Annotated in this window: 16 protein-coding genes; 7 read left to right on the top strand and 9 right to left on the bottom strand. The window is 56.6% G+C overall.

What is annotated here, in order from left to right; all coding sequences use genetic code 11:
• Positions 1–21: 21 nt before the first annotated feature.
• A complete protein-coding gene (locus tag R0J87_RS06970) occupies positions 22–1,446 on the bottom strand; it encodes an SrfA family protein (RefSeq protein ID WP_498885219.1) in 1,425 nt (474 codons plus the stop codon).
• A gap of 576 nt (positions 1,447–2,022) precedes the next feature.
• Between R0J87_RS06970 and ltaE the strand changes: the two genes are divergently transcribed.
• Complete coding sequence (ltaE, locus tag R0J87_RS06965; protein ID WP_498885218.1) at positions 2,023–3,030, top strand: low-specificity L-threonine aldolase; 1,008 nt, start codon at positions 2,023–2,025, stop codon at positions 3,028–3,030.
• A gap of 16 nt (positions 3,031–3,046) precedes the next feature.
• Here ltaE and R0J87_RS06960 read toward each other — a convergent pair whose 3' ends face one another.
• Together R0J87_RS06960 and fhuB are read right to left on the bottom strand one after the other, a co-directional pair.
• Complete coding sequence (locus R0J87_RS06960; RefSeq protein ID WP_498885216.1) at positions 3,047–3,658, bottom strand: LysE/ArgO family amino acid transporter; 612 nt, start codon at positions 3,656–3,658, stop codon at positions 3,047–3,049.
• 116 nt (positions 3,659–3,774) lie between these two features.
• Complete coding sequence (gene fhuB, locus R0J87_RS06955) at positions 3,775–5,757, bottom strand: Fe(3+)-hydroxamate ABC transporter permease FhuB (protein WP_498885214.1); 1,983 nt, start codon at positions 5,755–5,757, stop codon at positions 3,775–3,777.
• Positions 5,758–5,924: 167 nt separating this feature from the next.
• Between fhuB and R0J87_RS06950 the strand changes: the two genes are divergently transcribed.
• From R0J87_RS06950 to fhuF, 3 genes are all read left to right on the top strand, one after another.
• The gene (locus R0J87_RS06950; RefSeq protein WP_498885213.1) at positions 5,925–6,506 is read left to right on the top strand and encodes a cytochrome b; all 582 of its coding nucleotides are present in this window, start codon (positions 5,925–5,927) and stop codon (positions 6,504–6,506) included.
• Positions 6,507–6,572: 66 nt separating this feature from the next.
• A complete protein-coding gene (locus R0J87_RS06945) occupies positions 6,573–7,340 on the top strand; it encodes an ATP-binding cassette domain-containing protein (protein ID WP_498885211.1) in 768 nt (255 codons plus the stop codon).
• Positions 7,341–7,461: 121 nt separating this feature from the next.
• Positions 7,462–8,235, top strand: coding sequence for a siderophore-iron reductase FhuF (gene fhuF / locus R0J87_RS06940; protein WP_498885209.1), 774 nt, complete (start codon positions 7,462–7,464; stop codon positions 8,233–8,235).
• A gap of 8 nt (positions 8,236–8,243) precedes the next feature.
• Here the strand turns inward: fhuF and R0J87_RS06935 are convergent, their stop codons facing one another.
• Positions 8,244–9,899, bottom strand: coding sequence for a multidrug ABC transporter permease/ATP-binding protein (locus R0J87_RS06935; protein ID WP_498885207.1), 1,656 nt, complete (start codon positions 9,897–9,899; stop codon positions 8,244–8,246).
• A 156-nt stretch (positions 9,900–10,055) separates the two neighbouring features.
• On the opposite strand from R0J87_RS06935, the gene R0J87_RS06930 reads away from it, so the two are divergent.
• A complete protein-coding gene (locus R0J87_RS06930) occupies positions 10,056–10,922 on the top strand; it encodes a LysR family transcriptional regulator ArgP (protein ID WP_498885205.1) in 867 nt (288 codons plus the stop codon).
• 158 nt (positions 10,923–11,080) lie between these two features.
• The gene (locus R0J87_RS06925) at positions 11,081–12,874 is read left to right on the top strand and encodes a 7TM diverse intracellular signaling domain-containing protein (RefSeq protein WP_498885203.1); all 1,794 of its coding nucleotides are present in this window, start codon (positions 11,081–11,083) and stop codon (positions 12,872–12,874) included.
• Between the two features lie 21 nt (positions 12,875–12,895).
• On the opposite strand, the gene R0J87_RS06920 is transcribed toward R0J87_RS06925, so the two are convergent.
• Positions 12,896–13,453 (bottom strand): cytochrome b, encoded by a 558-nt coding sequence (locus tag R0J87_RS06920; RefSeq protein ID WP_498885201.1) that lies wholly within the window; start codon positions 13,451–13,453, stop codon positions 12,896–12,898.
• A gap of 88 nt (positions 13,454–13,541) precedes the next feature.
• Complete coding sequence (locus R0J87_RS06915) at positions 13,542–14,414, bottom strand: LysR substrate-binding domain-containing protein (protein WP_404344948.1); 873 nt, start codon at positions 14,412–14,414, stop codon at positions 13,542–13,544.
• 141 nt (positions 14,415–14,555) lie between these two features.
• Between R0J87_RS06915 and R0J87_RS06910 the strand changes: the two genes are divergently transcribed.
• Positions 14,556–15,434, top strand: a complete 879-nt coding sequence (locus R0J87_RS06910; RefSeq protein ID WP_498885199.1) for a DMT family transporter — start codon at positions 14,556–14,558, stop codon at positions 15,432–15,434.
• Here the strand turns inward: R0J87_RS06910 and R0J87_RS06905 are convergent.
• The 3 genes from R0J87_RS06905 to R0J87_RS06895 all read right to left on the bottom strand — a co-directional run bounded on the left by R0J87_RS06905 (position 15,417) and on the right by R0J87_RS06895 (position 18,376).
• Positions 15,417–15,896: an NUDIX domain-containing protein gene (locus tag R0J87_RS06905; RefSeq protein WP_498885197.1), complete on the bottom strand. Its 480-nt coding sequence runs from the start codon at positions 15,894–15,896 to the stop codon at positions 15,417–15,419. The genes R0J87_RS06910 and R0J87_RS06905 overlap by 18 nt on opposite strands.
• A 128-nt stretch (positions 15,897–16,024) precedes the next feature.
• Positions 16,025–16,810 carry an RsiV family protein gene (locus R0J87_RS06900; RefSeq protein ID WP_404344945.1) on the bottom strand — a complete coding sequence of 262 codons (786 nt, stop codon included), beginning with the start codon at positions 16,808–16,810 and terminating at the stop codon, positions 16,025–16,027.
• A gap of 117 nt (positions 16,811–16,927) precedes the next feature.
• Entirely contained in the window at positions 16,928–18,376 is a 1,449-nt protein-coding gene (locus R0J87_RS06895) for a hypothetical protein (protein WP_498885195.1), read from the bottom strand.
• Between the last annotated feature and the right edge of the window lie 213 nt (positions 18,377–18,589).

The raw sequence follows: 18,589 nt of genomic DNA, 5'->3' as shown, positions 1-18,589 counted from the left end.
CTTCTTTCAACTATTCCGCAGTTATTCGTTGTCTTTCCACATTTGCATGGGAAAGGTCTCGTTGGCGTAGCTGACAGCACAGTCGGCCATGTCAGTGGCACCCTGCTCGCAAAGCACTTGGGGCATATCGTAAAGGCTGCCATCTTCACAGCTTGCCTGACCCTGACTTTGGATTGAAAGTGCGCCCCCCTGCATTGCCGCATCGATTGGGCCTGTGCAGGTAACCCCACCTTGACGTAACTGCACCTGCCCCCTGCCCTCTTCAAATTCATACGAGACACGTAATGGACGTCCTGTCTCGCTATCCATGACGCCCGCTGCACGCCAGTTACCATTTAGAAACTCAGCGGGGCCATCCGCCGCCTGAGAAGGAATCGTAAGCGGCTCAAACGATGCCGGTGGAGTATCCGGTAACATTTCTTGCCCCAGCTCAGGTGGCGCCATCGGCGTTTCGGGCTGATTGTCGGGTAGCTCACTTACCGGCCCTTCGCCCTCAGGCAGCGATGGCGTTTCAGGCATACCGGCTTCCGGCTTGCCTACGTCAGCAGCACCACTATTATTCACACCACTACTAGACCCTCCCCGCCATCGCGGGCTGGAAAGATCAGGCATGGAAAACGCCGGAAAACGCAGATCGGGTATCGTAGGCATACGTAAATTGCTCACGCCCACGTCAGGTGCTTGAAAGTCAGGTGTTTGCACATTGCCAGTACCAACGCCAGGCAAGTTGGCGTTGGGCGTGCAACTGCGCAGCCCAAAGAAACCCAGAAGAAGTAGCAACGGCAACAGGAGAGCTAACGGCCACCAACGTCGCCACCAGGGTCGTCGTTCTTCCAATACGGGGGCTGGTTCAACAGCAGTTTCAACCGATGGCGTTACCGCGAGCGGTATCGCAGGCTTCGGGATAGCAGTGGCTGCTGGAGCAGGATCCTGCGGATAAAGAAAATGTAAGGGGTCGGTAGACCGCTTGGCATCCGGATGTTCAAACCCCCAAAAGGTAAGTACCGGCGTGCCATTGACTAGATAAACGTAGTCTTGATCAGGAATTCGAATGACTTGTTTGAGTAATTTAGCAAGCACACCGCGATCATTATGGGCCCCATCTGCTTTGGCCATCGAAGCGTCACTGAAGCTTTTTAGAAAGGTTTCAAATTGACGTAACTCTTGCCGGGCGGGTGCTCGCTCTTCTTCACTGGCCGCACTCCACGGGATAACATCGCCTTCAATTGCGCTATACCAATCCAGAAGCTCACCCTGTTGATCGCTCTGGGGAATGGCGAGATAACGCTCCATATTCGGAAAGTCAGGCGCTTGAGACTTCCGTTTCAGTGATTCGCGTCGGATAGACTCACGAAGTTGATGAGCCGAGCGAAAGACAGGTTGCCCAGTCTCTCCTAATGCTGAGAACTGCTCACTTTTACCGCTGCGTAGTAATACGCCCTGCATACTAGAACCCTTGAAATTTTATTTTACATACAGAACGTGTAGACACTCGTTGAAGAATTATGCCACTTTCTCTAGCGTTAAAAGAGCGTATAACTGCATTCCAAAAAATGCTGTTTTAACTCATGAGAGTCAGTGCAGTTTGATGCTATTTTCGCGTTCTATTACTTAGATTATGAGTGACATTTTTTATAACTCCACGGACATTGAGCTTATGAGGACGACCACCCTACGCTGACCATGTTCCCATTAAATCAACCTCAAAAATCTAGCAAATAGTAACTAAATATTTTTAGTAAATAAATAGCCTTTTTCCTTGCAGGAGCTAGTAAAAATTTGGGTTCACCATACGCATAACATGGTTTTGAATTGTAACCACCTATCAGAATGTCAAAAAAAACCAATCTTTACAAAATGATAGATATGTCAAGAGAATAATAAAAATTGCTCTTCACTAACAATTTTATGCCTATAGGAGCTTGCCACACCCTAGAGGTAGGCAGTACAAAGCTGAATGACGCGCGTTGAGTAATGAGTATTCATTGCTGTATAAATTGCCCCCTGTCAGGGAAAAATCATATGATCGACTTACGTAGCGATACGGTGACACGCCCTACCGCCGCCATGCGAGACGCCATGATGTCAGCACCGCTGGGCGATGATGTGTGGGGCGACGACCCAACGGTGAATGCCTTTCAAGCCACGCTGGCCGAGCGAGCGGGTAAGGAAGCCGCGCTGTTATTCCCCAGCGGCACCCAGAGCAACCTGGTGGGATTGATGGCTCACTGTGAGCGAGGCGATGAATATATCGTGGGCCAGAGCGCCCACACCTATCGCTATGAAGGGGGCGGTGCCGCTGTGCTGGGCAGCATTCAGCCGCAGCCGATTGAAAACGCCCCAGACGGCAGCCTACCACTCGAAAAAATCGCCGCCGCCGTAAAAGCCGACGATTTTCACTTTGCTCACACCCGGCTCTTGGCGCTGGAAAACACCATTGGCGGCAAGGTACTGCCGACCGAATACGTTCAGCAGGCCACCGCGCTTGCACGCACACACGGGCTGGCCACTCACTTGGACGGCGCCCGGCTCTTCAATGCCGCTGTCGCAACGGACACCTCACTAAAACAGCTCTGTCAGCCCTTCGATAGCGTTTCACTGTGCTTTTCAAAAGGGTTAGGCACGCCGATGGGCTCGGCACTGGTGGGCTCTCAGGCATTGATCGACCGCGCTCGGCGCTGGCGTAAAGTAGTGGGAGGCGGAATGCGTCAAGCAGGCATTATTGCTGCCGCCTGCCAGCACGCGCTGGATCATCACGTAGCAGATTTGGCACACGATCACCGCCGTGCGGCCAGCTTGGCAGAAGGCTTGGCCGCCTTTCCCGCCATCGAGGTGACCTCACAGGCTACCAACATGGTGTTTGTGCAGATCGACAAAGCGCATATCGCGCCGCTGGCCGCTTGGCTTAAAGAGCATGGCGTGCTGATAGAGCTGCTCTACGCGACGCGTATGGTAGTGCATCGCGATATCAGCGACAGCGATATTGAACAGGTATTACATATCATCAAGCGCTACTTCGATCAGGCTTAACCGGGCGATTCGTCCCTTACAAAAGCGCCGAGCCAAGCGCGAGGTGCACCGTGATGGCGGCCATCATCAGGCCAATCAGCCCATCGATGGTGCGCCAAGCGCCGGGGCGAGAGAGCCAGGGCGACAGCGCCGCGCCGCCCCAGGCCAGCAAGCTAAACCAGAGAACCGACGCCGTTGACGCCCCGGCGACGAATACACCGGCGCTTTCCTGCTGGGCACCAATGGCGGGAATTAACAGCAGCGTATCGAGATAAACTTGCGGGTTAAGCACCGTGACTGCCAGCGTCGCCAGTAACACGCCGCGCAAGCTGCGCGCTTTGGCACTGTTGGCTTTTAAACCTTCGCGGCCGCTGGCAGCGCGCCATAGTGCTTGTGCGGCCAGCCAGCTCAAAAACAGCACGCCTACCCAACGCATGGCTTCCATGGCGTTGGGCATGGTGAGCAAAAACGCACTGGCACCAAACATACCCGCCGTGAGCAGGATGATGTCCGCGCTCATACACAGCCCCGCCGACCACCAGTGATACTCGCGACGAACGGCCAGCCCCAGCACATAGGCGTTCTGCGCCCCAATCGCCATGATGATACCGCCGCACACCACTAAGCCCGTTAGGTAGCTTTCCAACATCGCCGCTCGCCTTATGCTTGAGTTAAGAAGGCGCTAGAGTAAGGGAAGGCTCACATAACGAAAAATCATCTTGCTAATGGTGCATTAGCACAGCTTATACATACTTATATAAGTGCTTATAAGCGCCGTAGCCCCCACATAAAGTAGGCCCCACCGATCAGCGAAGCCACTAGGCCTGCGGGAATCTCATAAGGGAACATGATTTGTCGGCCTACCCAGTCGGCCAGCACCATCAACAGCATACCAATCAAGGCAGCGCCTACTAAGTGCTGGCGGGCGCGGGAGAAGCCCATTAGCCGAGCCATATGCGGGGCCAACAAGCCAATGAAGGAGAGCGGCCCCACCACTAGCGTGGCGCAGGCGGTAAGCAGAGCGACCAGCAGTAACAGCGCTAGGCGCGCACGGTTCAGACCAATGCCCAGCGAACGCGCTGTGGCGGTACCCAGCGGCATGATATCTAGCCAGCGGGTGAACGGCAGCGATACCAACGCAAGTCCCGCCGCAATACTGCCCACGAGCAGCGCGCTGCCTACATCCACGTAATAAGTAGAGCCTGCCAGCCAAGCAATAACCTGCTGGCCGCGCGGGTCACCGCCCGCCAGCAGCACGCTGCGCACCGCATCGAACAGCGCGCTAATCGCTACGCCGCTGAGCAGTAAACGCTCAGGCACAAAGCCACTCTTACGGTTGAGCGCTACCAGCACCAACAGCGTCGCCAACGCCCCCAGCGTTCCTATCGCTACCAGCATGGCATTGCTGGGGGCGGGGAGCAGGTAGATTCCTAAAATCAGCGCGATGGCGCAGCCACCACTGATACCCAGCACTTCGGGACTCGCCATAGGGTTGGCCGAAAGGCGCTGCAGAATAGTGCCCGCTATTGCCAGCATCAAACCGCTGGCCGCTGCCGCCATTACGCGCGGAAAGCGCCACTCGATCACGCCCCAATTCGTCGGGGCAATGATGCTCCAGCCGTTGGCACCCTGCCCCACTAAATGGCCCGCTACCATGGCCGCCAATAGCGCCAGCAGTAGCCCTATCGCCAACCGATGTGGCGCGGCGTGGCGCGTGATCGCCACGCCGGTTGCTTGGGGAGGACGGTCGCCCTGCAGTTTAAGGCGCGGAATTAACCACATCAGCAGCGGTGCGCCTAAGGCGCCCGTCACGGCCCCGGTGGGAATCAGCGTCGCCACCATGCCGGAAAAGCGCTGCAGTAATAGATCCGTGGTGGCCAGCAGCACGGCGCCTAATAACGTCGACCAGAGCAAGCGCGCACGCAGCGTGCGTGCTCCCGCCATACGCACGATATTGGGGGCCGCTAACCCAATAAAACCGATGATGCCCACCACGCTCACCACGCTACCGGTAATAAACACCGCCAGCCCTAACCCGGCAAAGCGCAAATGCTTCAGCGAAATCCCCAGGCTTTTGGCGCTGGCGTCATCTAACTCTAAAACCGCCAAAGGACGCAGCAACAGCCACGCCGCCAAGCCACAAATGGCCAGCCTAGGAGCCAGCGACGCCACGCCATCCCAACCATTTTGTGCCAGGGAGCCAGCACCCCAAATCAGCAGCCCCGCCAGGGTTTCATGGTTGAACAGCAGCAGGGCTGTAGAGAGCGCTCCCAGGTAAAGATTGACCACCAACCCCGCCAGCACCACCGCAATGGGTGCCAGCCCGCGCCGCCAAGAGAGTGCAAACACCAGCCCCATAGCGGCAGCGCCACCCAGCAGCGCAATCCATTCACCGCCTATCGCAAGCACGCCGGGGGCCAACAGCGTGGCTGCCATCAGCGCCAAGTTAGCGCCCGAGGCAACGCCCAAGGTAGTGGGCGATGCCAGCGGGTTGCGGAGTACTTGCTGCATCAGCACCCCAGCCAGCGCTAGACCGCCACCGGCTAATAGCGCAATGGTAAAACGCGGCCACCAAGCAAAGTGCAGCAGCAGCTCATCGACGTTATCGAGCGTGGGAAACAGCAGCGCCTGAACGCTCTGCGCGATACCGCCCTGCTGCTGAAGGCTCAGCACCAGCAGCACCATTAAGGGTAAACTTAGCAGTAAGCAGGTTTGAGCGGGGGAGCCGCCACGGCGCATCAGCCTCATGACAATATTCCGTCAGCGACGACAGCAGAGACACGGGCAGGCATTGTCATTGGCGTGACCTTGGCAAACGGAAGGAGTTGGAAAATACATCAAAGAACGAGATTCTAAATGATAAGTATTCACACTACAATCTTGCCCACCGTCCACTACCCATAAGCCTCATCGTTATGAAAGCAGCTCCCCACTCTGCCGCATTGTCTAACACCTGGTGCGATACGCCTGAACGTTACGGCCTCGTCAGCCGTCTACTGCACTGGCTCACTGCGCTGTTAGTACTTACTCAGTTTTTTGTCGTGGCTATGTGGCGAGTGTTCGGCGAAACGAGCGTGACGTTCATGCTGTCACGGTTAGCACCACATGGAGCGATCGGCTTGCTGCTCCTAATCATCACCTTGGTGCGTCTGGCATGGTGGTTCAGCCAGCGTGGCCAGCGCCCATCGCAGCCGCAAACGGTACGTGGCCGACTGGCTCGTAGCGTGCACGGTTTGTTTTATGTGTTGTTAGTGCTGATATCCAGTCTTGGGTTAATCAGGAACTACGCCGGCGGCTGGCCACTCAAGGTCTATGGCATTGAAGTGATTCCTGGTGCCGATAATGACATCCCAGCGCTTATGCTGCCTGCCGACCTGCTACACAGCCCTCTCTCTTGGCTACTGCTCCTGCTGGTGGCCGGTCATATCGTGATGGCCATCGCACACAAACGCCTGCCGCGAATAACAAAAGCAGCCCTCATCACGAAACATTTCTAAATGATAACTATTAACGATACAATGCGTTTTTCATTAGCGCGATGTCGGCTCGGCCAGGAGTGACGCATGTTTAACGTTCAGGGTGCTACCTTCTCCATTAACGGCAAGCCCCTTCTTCAGCCAATCCACCACTCCTTCGAAGAAGGCAAGGTGTATGGCCTGATTGGTCATAACGGCTCTGGCAAATCGACACTGATCAAGCTGCTAGCGCAACAACAGCCTGTCAGCGAGGGCGATATTCACTTTGATCAACGCCCTTTACAGGCGTGGGGCAACCGCGAGTTTGCACGCCAGGTCGCCTACCTGCCCCAGCATCTACCCAGCGCCGAAAACCTTACCGGCCGTGAACTAGTGGCGTTTGGGCGGTACCCCTGGCACGGCCTGCTGGGTCGACATAACCAAACAGACAAAGACGCGATTGAACGCGCCATTGCCCTCACCCACACGGAAGCCTTCGCCGACCGCTTGGTAGATACGCTTTCAGGCGGTGAACGCCAACGGGTGTGGCTCGCCATGCTGATCGCCCAAGGCAGCCGTTTTTTACTGCTGGATGAGCCGCTGGCAGCGCTGGATATCGCCCACCAAATGGAAGTGTTGGCGCTGATTCGTAAGCTATGCGACGAGCTAAATTTGGGCGTGATTATTGTGCTACACGATATCAATATGGCCTCGCGCTACTGCGATGAACTCATGGCGCTTCACAGCGGCCGCCTGCTGGCTCACGGCACGCCCGATGCCCTGATGCAAAACACCACGCTGGAAGCCATTTACGGGCTACCCATGCAGGTCATTCAGCACCCAAACGGTGGGCACCGCATTGCCGTGGCTCAATAATCGCCATTAGCGAGCGGTAGCCTGAAGAAGAGTCGTTCTCAATTAACTCTTCAACTGATAAGCATTATCGCTTATGCTGCCACCCTGCCCTCGTGCTCTTATCACGTCTTGGAGTTCGGTTATGCCTCTCGCCTTGCGCCAGCCCGACACCGCCATGCCACTTACGCTCGCTGATTGCTATCAGGGGCCGCTTGAGCACTTTACGCCGCCATTGATCGGTGGTGCAGTGCCGCATGGGGCGATCAAGGCATCTCGTTGGCGCAACGCTGCACTGCTCGAAGAAGATATGGCGCGCTACGCCAGCCGCTACCCCGGCGGAGATAAGCGAGCCATTGCCTCGCTCTGGTCGAAGTGGCACTTCAGCACCGTCACCATCCCCACGCTGACCGCTCATCTACTGCTGAACCGCGACCTACCCGTCGGGCTGGACGATCTTTATGTGATCCAAAATGAAGATGGCTGCGCTCAAGGGCTTTGGCTGCCCCATGAAGGCGAGCGCTTTACCACGCAGGACACCACCGAGCGCTTTACCACGCTCATTGAGCAGCACTGGGCACCGCTCATCGAGCGTCTATCGGCCATTTCCGGGGCTGCACCACGGGTGTTTTGGAGCAACGCTGGTGGCTACGTGGATTACTACGTCAATGCCCTGGCAGCGCATCCGTTGGTTAACCAAAAAGCCCTGGCCGCCACTCGCGCGCTGCTGGAATCGCGTACTCTGAACGGGCAGCGCAACCCGCTGTTTGAGCCAGTGCGCACTTACCAGCCCAGCGGTAGTGAAGAGGTCAAGCGGGTGCGCAAGCTCTGCTGCCTGCGCTACCTGCTCGATGAGTTTGACGTGTGCGGTAACTGCCCGCTGGAAGGCTGCGACCGCCAGGCGCGTCGCAAAGGATAAGCTGCTCATTACGAGCTGATCTGCGCCACTGCATCTTCACTGGCCTGTGCCCGCTGCTCACCCGTTAGCTCACTCAACTGCCCCTTGGACATCTCCAATAAGCGGTCCGCATGGACGAAGTAGCTATCGTCGTGGCTAATGGCAAACACGGTTTTGCCCATCGCTTTCAAGTGGGGTAACAGTTCACGGTAAAACAGCCGCCTGAACTGCGGGTCCTGGTCCGCCGCCCACTCATCCAGCAGCAAAATATCCCGCTCTTCGGCAATCGCCAGCAGCAGTGCCAAGCGCTTGCGCTGCCCTTGGGAGAGCTGCGTATTCACCACCCGGTCATCTTGCCATTCAAGCTTACGCTGCATCTGCAGCCGCTCAAGCCAGGTCGCGACCAGTACCGGGTCGGCCGCTTTGCCGCCCGGCCCCATGGCTTGGTCGAACTGGTGGAAATCGGTAAAGACGCTGGCAAAACGCGCCCGAAACGCAGCCCACTCTTGCGGGCTAAGTTTCTTGCCATCCACACTAATTTGGCCACTTTGCGGGCGATAAAGCCCTGAAAGCAGGCGCGCCAGCGTTGATTTACCGCTGCCGTTGCCGCCAATCAGAAATACCTGCTCGCCACGCGACAAAGTGAGATTGAGCGGCCCCACCTGAAAGCCTTCGCCCCCGGAGGACGGCGTGTAGCGATACACCACGTTGGTGAGCGTTAAGCGCTGCCAGCCGTGGAAACGATCTTCCACATCAAAGCCCGACTGGTACTCGGCCAGCTCCAGGCTTGCCAGTTTATCGAACGCCACCTGGGCGCTGATTAACGTGGGCCATGCGCCTACAGCCTGAATCAAAGGCGTGCGTAAAAACAGCAGAGTTAAAGCAAAGGTGGCCGCCACCGCCGGGCTTGCCCAGCCCAGCACGTTGGCCATAAAGAACACCACGCCAATGGCGCCAAGCATCATGATGTTGGACCAGTTATTGGCGCTGAGGTGGTAGGTGTCTGCGCGAATAATATGGTGGCGGTACGCTTTTGCGTTATCCGTGTAGGATTCATCAAAAAAGCGCCGCGCGCGGTCACGGTTAAGCGCCAGCTCTTTGCGGCCCTCTATCGCCGATTGATAATCCTTATAAAGCCGATCCTCGCTTTCGCGCACCTGATGAAAGTGGCGATACACCTTCGATACCAGCACCCAGCCAACGCCCATGGTGAAGGCCATCCACAGCACGGTGATCACCACCATCTGCGGCGAGAGCCACGCAAGGTACGCCACTGAGGCCAGCGTGAGTACCACGCCCTGCACCAGCTCAGGTAAGCGCACAAAACCAATAGTGATATTGCGCACATCGCTGGAGAGGCTTGCCAGCAGCGTGGCGTTTCCAAGCTGCTCTAGGCGTTCAATATCGGTATCCAGAATCCGCTTCACCAGCCGGGAGCGCAGATCAAAGACGAAGTAGTGGCCCAGTAAGGTAAGCGCTAGCTGCGTGCCCAGCGTGACCGCCAGCAGCAGCGCTAATAGCCCTAAAAATTGGGGCAATGCGGAGAGGGCACTGCCCGCTTCGATCAGCCGCTGGTTAATAAACGCAATCACACCCACCCCAAGCCCGGCACTCACCAGGCTTAGCGCCAGTGCACCTAAAAACGGCCAGCGGTAGTGACGAAATACCACCCGCAATAATTCCATGATGCATTCCCTTTACGCATAGGCGGTGAATTGTGACGCACTTGCCTGCCAAGTCAAACAAAGAGACTGATTTTCATTTACGCATCATAACCTGCATGTCTTTACTCGCCGTTGCGGTGTTGATTAACTGCCATTGCCAACAACGGAGAGAACGCCATGGTGGATTACAAATTACTGCATGCCCTGGCCACCGTGGTGGAGTGCGGCGGCTTTGAGCGGGCAGGCGATGTGATGGGCCTATCGCAATCGGCTATTTCGCAGCGAGTGAAAGCGCTAGAGATCCGCCTGGGCCAGCCGGTGCTGGTGCGCCATCCGACACTTTCCCCCACCCCTGCCGGCCAGCGATTACTTGCCCACTACCAGCAGGTGCAGCTCTTGGAGCGCGATCTACACGATGCCCTTCCCTCCTTAGAGAAAGCCGCGCCAAGGCTGCGCATTGCCGTGAATGCCGATAGCGTGGTGACCTGGTGGGCCGATGCCGTGGCGGATATCTGCCAATCGGAAGAGGTGCTGCTGGATTTGGTCATTGAAGACCAGGACGTAGGCTTAAAACGCCTGCGTGATGGCGATGTTGCCGCCTGCCTATGCGCCACCCCCCACCCAATTGCCGGTGCCCGCTGCTTACACGTGGGGGATATGCTTTATCAGCCACTAGCATCACCAAGCTATGCCGCACGCTTTTTTCCGGAAGGCCCGAACGCAGAGGCGTTTCAAAAAGCCCCCGCTATCGTCTTTGGCCCCCACGACCAGCTACAGCACCAGTTTTTGGCCCAGTGCGGCTACCAGGGGCACTTTCCCTACCATTTGTGCCCTTCGTCAGAGGGCTTCGTGCGTTTGGCCATGGCGGGCATTGGGTACGGCATGATTCCAAAGCGCCAAGCTGCTGAACAGTTGCAAGCAGGCCAACTGGTGAGTATCGCGCCGGGGCACGGATTAACCGTACCGCTCTACTGGCACTTTTGGCGGCACAGCGGGCAGCTGATTCAGCGGTTAACGGAAAGGCTGAACCATCTCACGCTTTAGCAGCATTCTCATCCGATGGGTGCAAAAGGAGGCTACACTCAGATTGGCTTTTTATGATCAACACCCGCTTATCGGGGATGATTAACAGCAAATAACTAACACCCACGTGAGTGTTCAGGGTCTCCTGAGCGGAGTAAAAAATCACAAAAGCGAACACTATGGATGCTCATTGTTGGTTAAAACGCTTTCTGCCCAGCCTACTGATCGGACTATTAAGTTGGTGCTCACCAGCGAGTGCTTTTAATACTCTGTCCATCACTCCCGAGCACGACCATTACTCGCTAAACGAGGTATCGCAGTTCTGGCATACAGATACACCACTCATGCTGCGCGATGTGCTGGCACAGGCGCCGAAGTTTCAACCGGTTGAAAGCGCGTCAGAGCTGCATTTTGGCTATACCCAAAGCAATACCTGGCTCGCGACTCGCCTGCATAACGCTTCACCGCGCCCGGCCACTTGGATGGTCAAATTCGAGTACCCCTTTTTAGATCATGTCACGCTGTACACCCTGCGCGAACAGTTCAGTGACGTACAGCATAGCGGGAGCGCAGTTCCTATTGCGGAGCGTGCGTTAGCCCATCGCCAAGCCGTGTTTCCCCTCTCGCTAGCTGGAGGGGAGACCGTCACGCTCTACAGCAACGTGGCGGCAGCAGGCAGTAAGGTCTTGAACTACAGCCTCATGACGCCGGAAGCGTTTTACACCCAAAATGATCGCCATAACTTTTGGCTCGCTACCTATTTCGGCATGCTGCTGGCCCTGAGTATGTACAACCTATTACTGTTTTTTGGCCTCAAAGAACGCGTGTTTCTTTACTACTCTCTGTTTGCCTTTGGCTTCACACTGGCGATTTTAACCTTTAACGGCATCGGCACGCTGATGTTCTGGAGCTTTCTGGGCGAGCACACGGCACGGCTGGTAGCGATTGGATTTACGTTTGCATCGGCCATGGCCACGCTGTTCGCGCAGAGCTTTCTCAATACGTGGCGCTATAGCCCACGCTGGCACCGAATGCTTTCAGGGTGCCGTGTTATCTACTGGCTGGCTTTGTTGGCTGCACTGCTGCTGCCCATACAGTATGCCCTGCGCTTGATGGACCTAGTCGGCTTTAGCGCGTCGCTGCTGCTTCTGATATGTGGGATTTACTGTAGCTGGCGGCGAGTCCCCAGCGCCCGTCTGTTTGTCGCTGCTTGGTCCATCTTTCTACTCGGTGCGGCGGTGTTTGCGCTGCGTAACATGAGTGTGCTGCCTGCCAACTTCGTTACGCTTCATGGGATTCAGATCGGTTCTGCCATTGAGATGCTGCTGCTCTCCTTTGCCCTAGCGGCACGGTTTAACAAACTGAAATGGCAAAAAGAGCGCGCCCAAGCAGACACTGTGGCCATGCTCAAGAAACAAGAGGCGGCATTGGAAGCTAAAGTCGCCGCCCGCACCCAGGCTCTGGAACAGCTTGCTAACCACGACATGCTGACGGGGCTACTCAACCGCCATGGATTAGTTCGTTACGCAGAGGCGGCACTGGCACACAGAAACAGTCAGCAAGACCCACTGGCACTCATTATGTGTGACCTAGACCGCTTCAAGCCTATTAATGACAAATACGGCCACGAAGCAGGCGACTTTGTGCTTCAGCAGGTTGCCAAACGGCTGGAGCATCTGGCGCGAGAGGGGGATCATTGTGCACGCTTTGGGGGGGACGAGTTTATTTTGCTACTGGAACATGTTCAGCAGCCCAGCATGCTAGAGGATATATGCGGCCGCATTGCCCAGGCTGTTAGCGCGCCGATTAAACTTCCTAACGGCGCGCTCGTGCAGGTGGGGGTAAGTATGGGCGTTAGTCTCAGCAGTGACGAAAACAGCACGCTCGCTCACTTACTCAGAGACGCCGACCAGCAGATGTACGCTGATAAAGCACGCCAAACCAACCGCTTTTATGGCTGTGGTTCGGCGTGACAGTGATAAACATTTGCGGCATTAATCAAATAGACTCATGCGCTTCATCACGTTATCGCGTTTGATACGCCAGTGAAACAGCGCGCCCGCAACGTGTAGCGTAATTAACACCACCAGCGCCCAGCCTACGCGCTCGTGCCACATAAAGAGGGTGTCGGAGAGCGCTTCGTTTTTACCCAGTAGCCCCGCCAGGTGCCACTGGAAAAACTCAACCGGAAAACCACCCGTGGCGGTGGCCGCCCACCCTAACAGCGGCATCACCACCAGCCCTGCATAGAGCAAATGGTGCACGCTGGTGCTGGCAATACGCTCGAACGCTTTTAAGGGCGGATCGTGATCCGGCACTACAAAAGCAACCCGGGTAATAATGCGCAGCGTCATTAACAGCAAAATCGTGACACCCAGCGTCTTATGGCTGGTGTAAAGCACGTTGGTCAGCGTGTTCCCAACCAGCGCTACAGTGCGCTCATAGCCTAAAAAACCAAGCGTTAGGCCACTCGCTAGCGCCAACAGCACCGCCAATGCCACCAGCCAGTGCAGTACCCGGTGTGGATAGATATAGTGATCTAGCTCGTGCATTCAAAACTCCCTGACCCAGTCGCCGTCACCATCAGCTTAGTGCAGCGACGCCGCGATAGAAAAAATAATTGTTAGGTAACGCCCTACCTTATAACGCTTCGCTGGGAGCCGCTAGCTGTTCACGAATCAATTCTCCCAGCCGGCGAGCGGGCTCTGAAGGCCGGTGCGGCGCGCGGTGGAGCGCCAGCTCAATCATCGGCAGCGCGGGCAGCCCGCTACTCTCATCCAGTGGGCGCAGCGTCGGGGTGAGCATACTCCTAGTTACAACCACCACGGCCAACCCGGCCGTCACAATCGGCGCTAGCCCCGCCATGGATTGGCTAGTGTAGGCCACCCGCCAGTCTCGCCCAGCGGCTTGCAGCGCCTGCTCGGCTACTTCGCGGAATACATCCGCCCCTGGGGTGTAAAGCGCCAGCGGAATGGGGTCGCTCAATGATGGCTGCTGATGAACCCCCACCGCCCACACCAGCGGCTCGCGGCGAATCACATCGCCCCCAGGGGAATTACGCTGGCGCGTCACCAGCGCCAAATCCAGCTCCGAGGCTTTCACCTGCTCGACCAAATGAGCGCTAGTGCCGCACTTTACGGTTAACCCCACCGCCGGATAGAGCTGGTGAAAGTAGGCAAACACCGAAGGTAGCAGCGAGGCGTAATCCTCAGGAATGCCGAGGGTAAGATCTCCGGTAATCTGGCGGGCCTGCATATCGCTCCAGGCCTCGTCGTTGAGCGCCAGCAGCCTTCGCGCGTGGGCAAGTAAGCGCTCACCCTCTGCGGTAAAGCGCAGCCGCCGCCCATCTCGCTCGTGCAGGCTCACCGCTAGCTGCGCCTCTAACCGCTGTAGCTGCATGCTCACCGTAGACTGCGTATAGGCCAGCCGTTTCGCGGCGGCGGTGACGCTGCCGGTATCCGCAATCGCGACCAATGTTCTTAGCAGCGTTAAATCAAACGTGGGCGCGCGCATACATCACCATTGTTGATGATATTGATCATAAAAGATCGTTATCTTGATGAGTGGGTGATGAGTATGCTGCGCGGCATAGGATCATTTCAAGACTTGATCCTCTTCAAAGTTTGGATCACTGAAGGCTCCAGGAGGCGCGTCATGCATCCCATTCACTCCCCAGTAGTCGTATCCCCGAAATTCAGCGTCTGCGCCGCCTTGGTGGCGGTAACGCTGTGGAGCATTGCGCCGCTGCTGGCGGAGCTTGCCCGTGCCGCCGCTCCTTTACAGCTAACCGCACTTACGCTGTTGGCAGGTGCTCTAACCACGCTGCCTCTGAGCCGCCGAGTGTCGGTAAAAACGTGCTCACTAGGCTGGCAATTAAGCGTATGGCTGGGTATTCCGTTGCTGATTGTAGGGGCCGTTAGCAGCTACTTTATTGGCATGCGCTTAGCGCCCGCTGCCGAAGCAGCGCTAATTACCTATACGTGGCCAGTGCTGTTCGTTTTATTAAGCCAGTGGAGCCGCTGGGGGCGTTTGCAGTGGGCAAGTGTGGCAGGCGCACTCATTGCCTTTTCAGGTGCAGCAATCTTGTTACTGCCCCAAGCACTCAACGGTGGCTTTGGCGGCGCGGCTTCCGGCTATGGCTTGGCCCTTCTGGCCGCCTGCTGCTGGGCGCTCTATTCATGGCTAGGTCAAGCAGCCCCTATCTCACTCACACCGCTGCTGCCGCGTTTATTGCTGATTGCCTGCGCAATCACCTGTATCGCTAGCTTTTGGTTTGAAGGCAGCGTGTCGCTACCCCGTGGCGAAGCGCTAGTGGCAGGCATCGCCCTAGGCTTGGGGCCTTACGGCATTGCCATGGTGGCGTGGGATAAAGCGCTATGCTTTGGCCAAGCAAGCTTAGTGGGCAGTTTGGCTTATGGTGTGCCTATCTTAGCGGCCTTACTGCTTGTGCTGGCCGGGGTGAGCGTTTTTGACTGGCGGCTCCCCACTGCCGCTCTACTGGTGGTCGTGGGCTGTTTAAAAGCGGGCCGTTGAAGTCGGCATCATCCTTTCGCTGAACAGCACGCTAGCCAGAAGTTCTGGCAGCCAGGAAGGCGAAAACGCATCGTCACCGGCCTGCTGCATCTCAGCAAGCGGCCACCACTCATAGCAAGGGGTTGTACCACGACTGTCGGCCAGTAAAAGCTCTGTCTGCGCGCACGCCTGCGCAGCATGCTGAACATCAGGGCAGCGCACCAGAAAAAAGCGCTCTTCACCGGGTTGGCCTGCTGCGTCTATTGGCTCACGCTGTCGCAGTAACGGCCCCAATGGGCAGGTGAGCCCGACTTCTGCAAAGAGCAGACGTATGGCGGCAGCAGGATAATCTTCATCGTGGGCCAGCTCACCGCCCAGGAGTAGCCAGCGGGCAAGCGACTCATCGCGTTTGAGCAGCAGACGCCCCTGTGGGTCAACGACCAGCAGCTGCACCTGTCGAGTAAGTTGCGTATCAAGAGTCATAAGCGATCCATGCCTATTGGTAAACGAAAAAAGCAGCCCCCGGCACATCACGTGTCGGCGGGCTGCTTTTCAGCGTAGTTGATAACTGAAGATTTGTTTCAAGCCATTAGGCACAGTGCCCTGGCCCGTTATCGACCCAAGTAGCGAGGCTTAGCAACACCTTCCAGCGCATCAAGCGGCAGAGTGAGTGTGGGCTGGCCTGCCGCATAAGGGGCAATTTCGTAGACGTTGTAGGTCACTTCCCAGTGATTCTCCAACGGAGCAATATTGCGACTCTTGCTGAGCGGCCAGTTGGTCGCAAACTGCTCATCAAAGTCCATCTCATTGATCCAGCGCTGATGTGCCTGTGCCAGCAGCGCATCGAAGGCTGCCCCCTGCCCGTCTAGCAGCATCTCTTCAGGCTCGACGATGCGGCGCTCGCGTTCATCAATGACCATGTATTCCGTCAAAGGTAGCCCGTGAGCTTGGCCTGCATGGTAGACATAGCTGTTGAGTTCGATCACCAGCAGGTCGTTGTGACGCGCGTGCACGGTCGCTTCCAAGAGCGCTTCGCTGGTCATGTTGCCGGGCGCGGTGCGGTTATCTTCTTCTGCCAGGGCGAGGAAACGCTTGGCATAAGCGTCCCAGTTCTCTGCGGGCTGAGCGGTCTCTTCACTGATCGACATGCCCAGGGTAAGCAAGCGGGTTTGCAACGCGTCGCTGAGTGCAGGGGCCTGGGGGAACTCCAGAGCTGAAATAGTCACCGTTGAGCACTGATCACCTTGGCAACCAGCCGCCACGTACTGCTTTTCAACCGCAAGCGAGGCCAGTGCAAACGGCTCTGAGGGCGATTTATCAGCGGCCAAACAGCCGCCTAACAGTAGCGTTCCGGCGAGTGATAGCCCCACTCCTAGCGTTTTGAACGTGCGTAGCATCTTAACCTCCTTGTGAATCACTCTCCCTGATGAGGCGAGTGGATCATCGTAGAACGGCAACGCCCCTGCCGCGTGGCAGGGGCGTTGTTGAAAACAAGCCGACACTTCTCGGTGCGTTTAGGTGTCCGGCTGCATTTCGGTGGGCTCTGCGCTCACCTGCAGTTCGAACATCCCGCTGCCGCTGGCACTAAAGCCACGCGCGCTCACGGTATAGGTGCCGGGCAGCAGCGCCTGCTCTAGGCGAGCATTAGTGCCACCACCGCTGTCGTCATCAGTATAGGACACGCCTTCACCGTACAGTTCAAGGTAAGTATCAAAGTCGTTAGAACTCATGCTCAGCGTGACAAGGGAGCTTTCCTCTAGCGTGAGCTGATAGGTGAGCGCTTCACCGCTGTACCAGCCGTTGAGCGTTTCATCTGGGGTGAGCGCGCCCTCGTTGCGTAGCTCGACATCGTTCGGCAGGTCACGCGGCTCAATGGCGAGAGTGAACAGCCCGCTGTCGGTGCCGTAAGCAGTTCTAGCCGTTAGCTGATAAGTGCCCGGCGCGAGAAAATCCGCAATCCGCGCATCCAAATTACCGGCACTATCGTCATCTTCGCGGTAGTAGCCGTTGGGGCCTTCCAGCACTAAATAGGCATCCACATCGCTAGAGCTCATATCGATTTGATACATGCCCGCTTGGTCAATCTCTAGCTGATAGGTAACATCTTGACCGCTATACCAGCCGCTCAGCGTTTCGTTGGGCGCAACGGTGCCATCATTACGCAGATTGCCATCACCTGGCAGCTCACGTGGCTCGGCCGTCAAGGTGAACAGGCCGCTGCCGTCGCCAAAGGCGGTACGTGCGGTCAAGGTGTACTCACCCGGGGCGAGGAAGTCGGAAATACGCGCGTTTAAATTACCCGCGCTGTCATCATCTTCGCGGTAGTAATCATTAGGACCTTCCAACTCTAAATACGCATCGAACTCATCGGCGCGCATTTCGATCTGGTACATGCCCGCTTCTTCGATGGTCAGTGTGATCTCGCGCTCGGTAGTATCAAGCCAACTATCCATCGGCGTGCCGACGGTCATGGCATCCGCGTCGCTCAGCTCGATGGTGCGACTGTTAACGTTGAAGGGACCATAACTATGGGCATCAACACCGCTGACCACCACGATATAGTCGCCACTCTCTTCGATACGGTGGCGCACCGTGTCCGCGTTGGCCAATAGCTGCAGTTGATCGTCGTAGAGTGCCACCACGCCTTGCAGCGCACCGCTCAAAGAGATCTCTAACAACGCTTCTTCATCTAGGCTAATCGCGTAGCGCGTAAAGCGACTGCCATCCTTACCATTTAACTCGCTGGCGGAGGTGATTTCACCGCGGGTTCGTTCACCAAGCGTCAGGTAGTCCAGCCCTTGCAGCGCGGTAGGCGTGGTGTCCTGCTCGGCTGCCGGAGCGGTTTCCGCGACAGGCTCTTCAGTGGCTGAAGCAAGGACGGGCAGCGTTTGAGCGGCAACATAACCAACGGCAGCGCCGCCCACTGCCACAATCAAAAGGGTAAGAGTAGAAGACTTAGCCATGGGTGCATCCTTGTTCATTGGCGAAATAGTGATGGGCAATAGAGTGCTGTAATTGCGTTGATGAATTATATGGTGCTTAACGAGTTAAAGTGAGCGTTTGATGAAAAATACTGCAGCGCACAAATATCATCATTAACTGGCTTCATAAGGACGGTATAACTCACTGAAACGCAAGGGCATACCGGTATGTGGTAAAAAGCTAAATTATGCGGT

It is taken from the genome of Halomonas sp. SIMBA_159 (genome assembly GCF_046536035.1).
Taxonomy (GTDB): Bacteria; Pseudomonadota; Gammaproteobacteria; order Pseudomonadales; family Halomonadaceae; genus Vreelandella; species Vreelandella venusta_A.
The sequence above is the reverse complement of the archived record's forward strand: the minus strand, read 5'-3'. Positions and strand labels throughout refer to the sequence as shown.

Coding starts and splice junctions, on each gene's coding strand:
- R0J87_RS06970 (WP_498885219.1), bottom strand. CDS start 1,446: ATGCAGGGCGTATTACTACGCAGCGGTAAAAGTGAGCAGTTCTCAGCA.
- ltaE (WP_498885218.1), top strand. CDS start 2,023: ATGATCGACTTACGTAGCGATACGGTGACACGCCCTACCGCCGCCATG.
- R0J87_RS06960 (WP_498885216.1), bottom strand. CDS start 3,658: ATGTTGGAAAGCTACCTAACGGGCTTAGTGGTGTGCGGCGGTATCATC.
- fhuB (WP_498885214.1), bottom strand. CDS start 5,757: ATGAGGCTGATGCGCCGTGGCGGCTCCCCCGCTCAAACCTGCTTACTG.
- R0J87_RS06950 (WP_498885213.1), top strand. CDS start 5,925: ATGAAAGCAGCTCCCCACTCTGCCGCATTGTCTAACACCTGGTGCGAT.
- R0J87_RS06945 (WP_498885211.1), top strand. CDS start 6,573: ATGTTTAACGTTCAGGGTGCTACCTTCTCCATTAACGGCAAGCCCCTT.
- fhuF (WP_498885209.1), top strand. CDS start 7,462: ATGCCTCTCGCCTTGCGCCAGCCCGACACCGCCATGCCACTTACGCTC.
- R0J87_RS06935 (WP_498885207.1), bottom strand. CDS start 9,899: ATGGAATTATTGCGGGTGGTATTTCGTCACTACCGCTGGCCGTTTTTA.
- R0J87_RS06930 (WP_498885205.1), top strand. CDS start 10,056: ATGGTGGATTACAAATTACTGCATGCCCTGGCCACCGTGGTGGAGTGC.
- R0J87_RS06925 (WP_498885203.1), top strand. CDS start 11,081: ATGGATGCTCATTGTTGGTTAAAACGCTTTCTGCCCAGCCTACTGATC.
- R0J87_RS06920 (WP_498885201.1), bottom strand. CDS start 13,453: ATGCACGAGCTAGATCACTATATCTATCCACACCGGGTACTGCACTGG.
- R0J87_RS06915 (WP_404344948.1), bottom strand. CDS start 14,414: ATGCGCGCGCCCACGTTTGATTTAACGCTGCTAAGAACATTGGTCGCG.
- R0J87_RS06910 (WP_498885199.1), top strand. CDS start 14,556: ATGCATCCCATTCACTCCCCAGTAGTCGTATCCCCGAAATTCAGCGTC.
- R0J87_RS06905 (WP_498885197.1), bottom strand. CDS start 15,896: ATGACTCTTGATACGCAACTTACTCGACAGGTGCAGCTGCTGGTCGTT.
- R0J87_RS06900 (WP_404344945.1), bottom strand. CDS start 16,810: ATGCTACGCACGTTCAAAACGCTAGGAGTGGGGCTATCACTCGCCGGA.
- R0J87_RS06895 (WP_498885195.1), bottom strand. CDS start 18,376: ATGGCTAAGTCTTCTACTCTTACCCTTTTGATTGTGGCAGTGGGCGGC.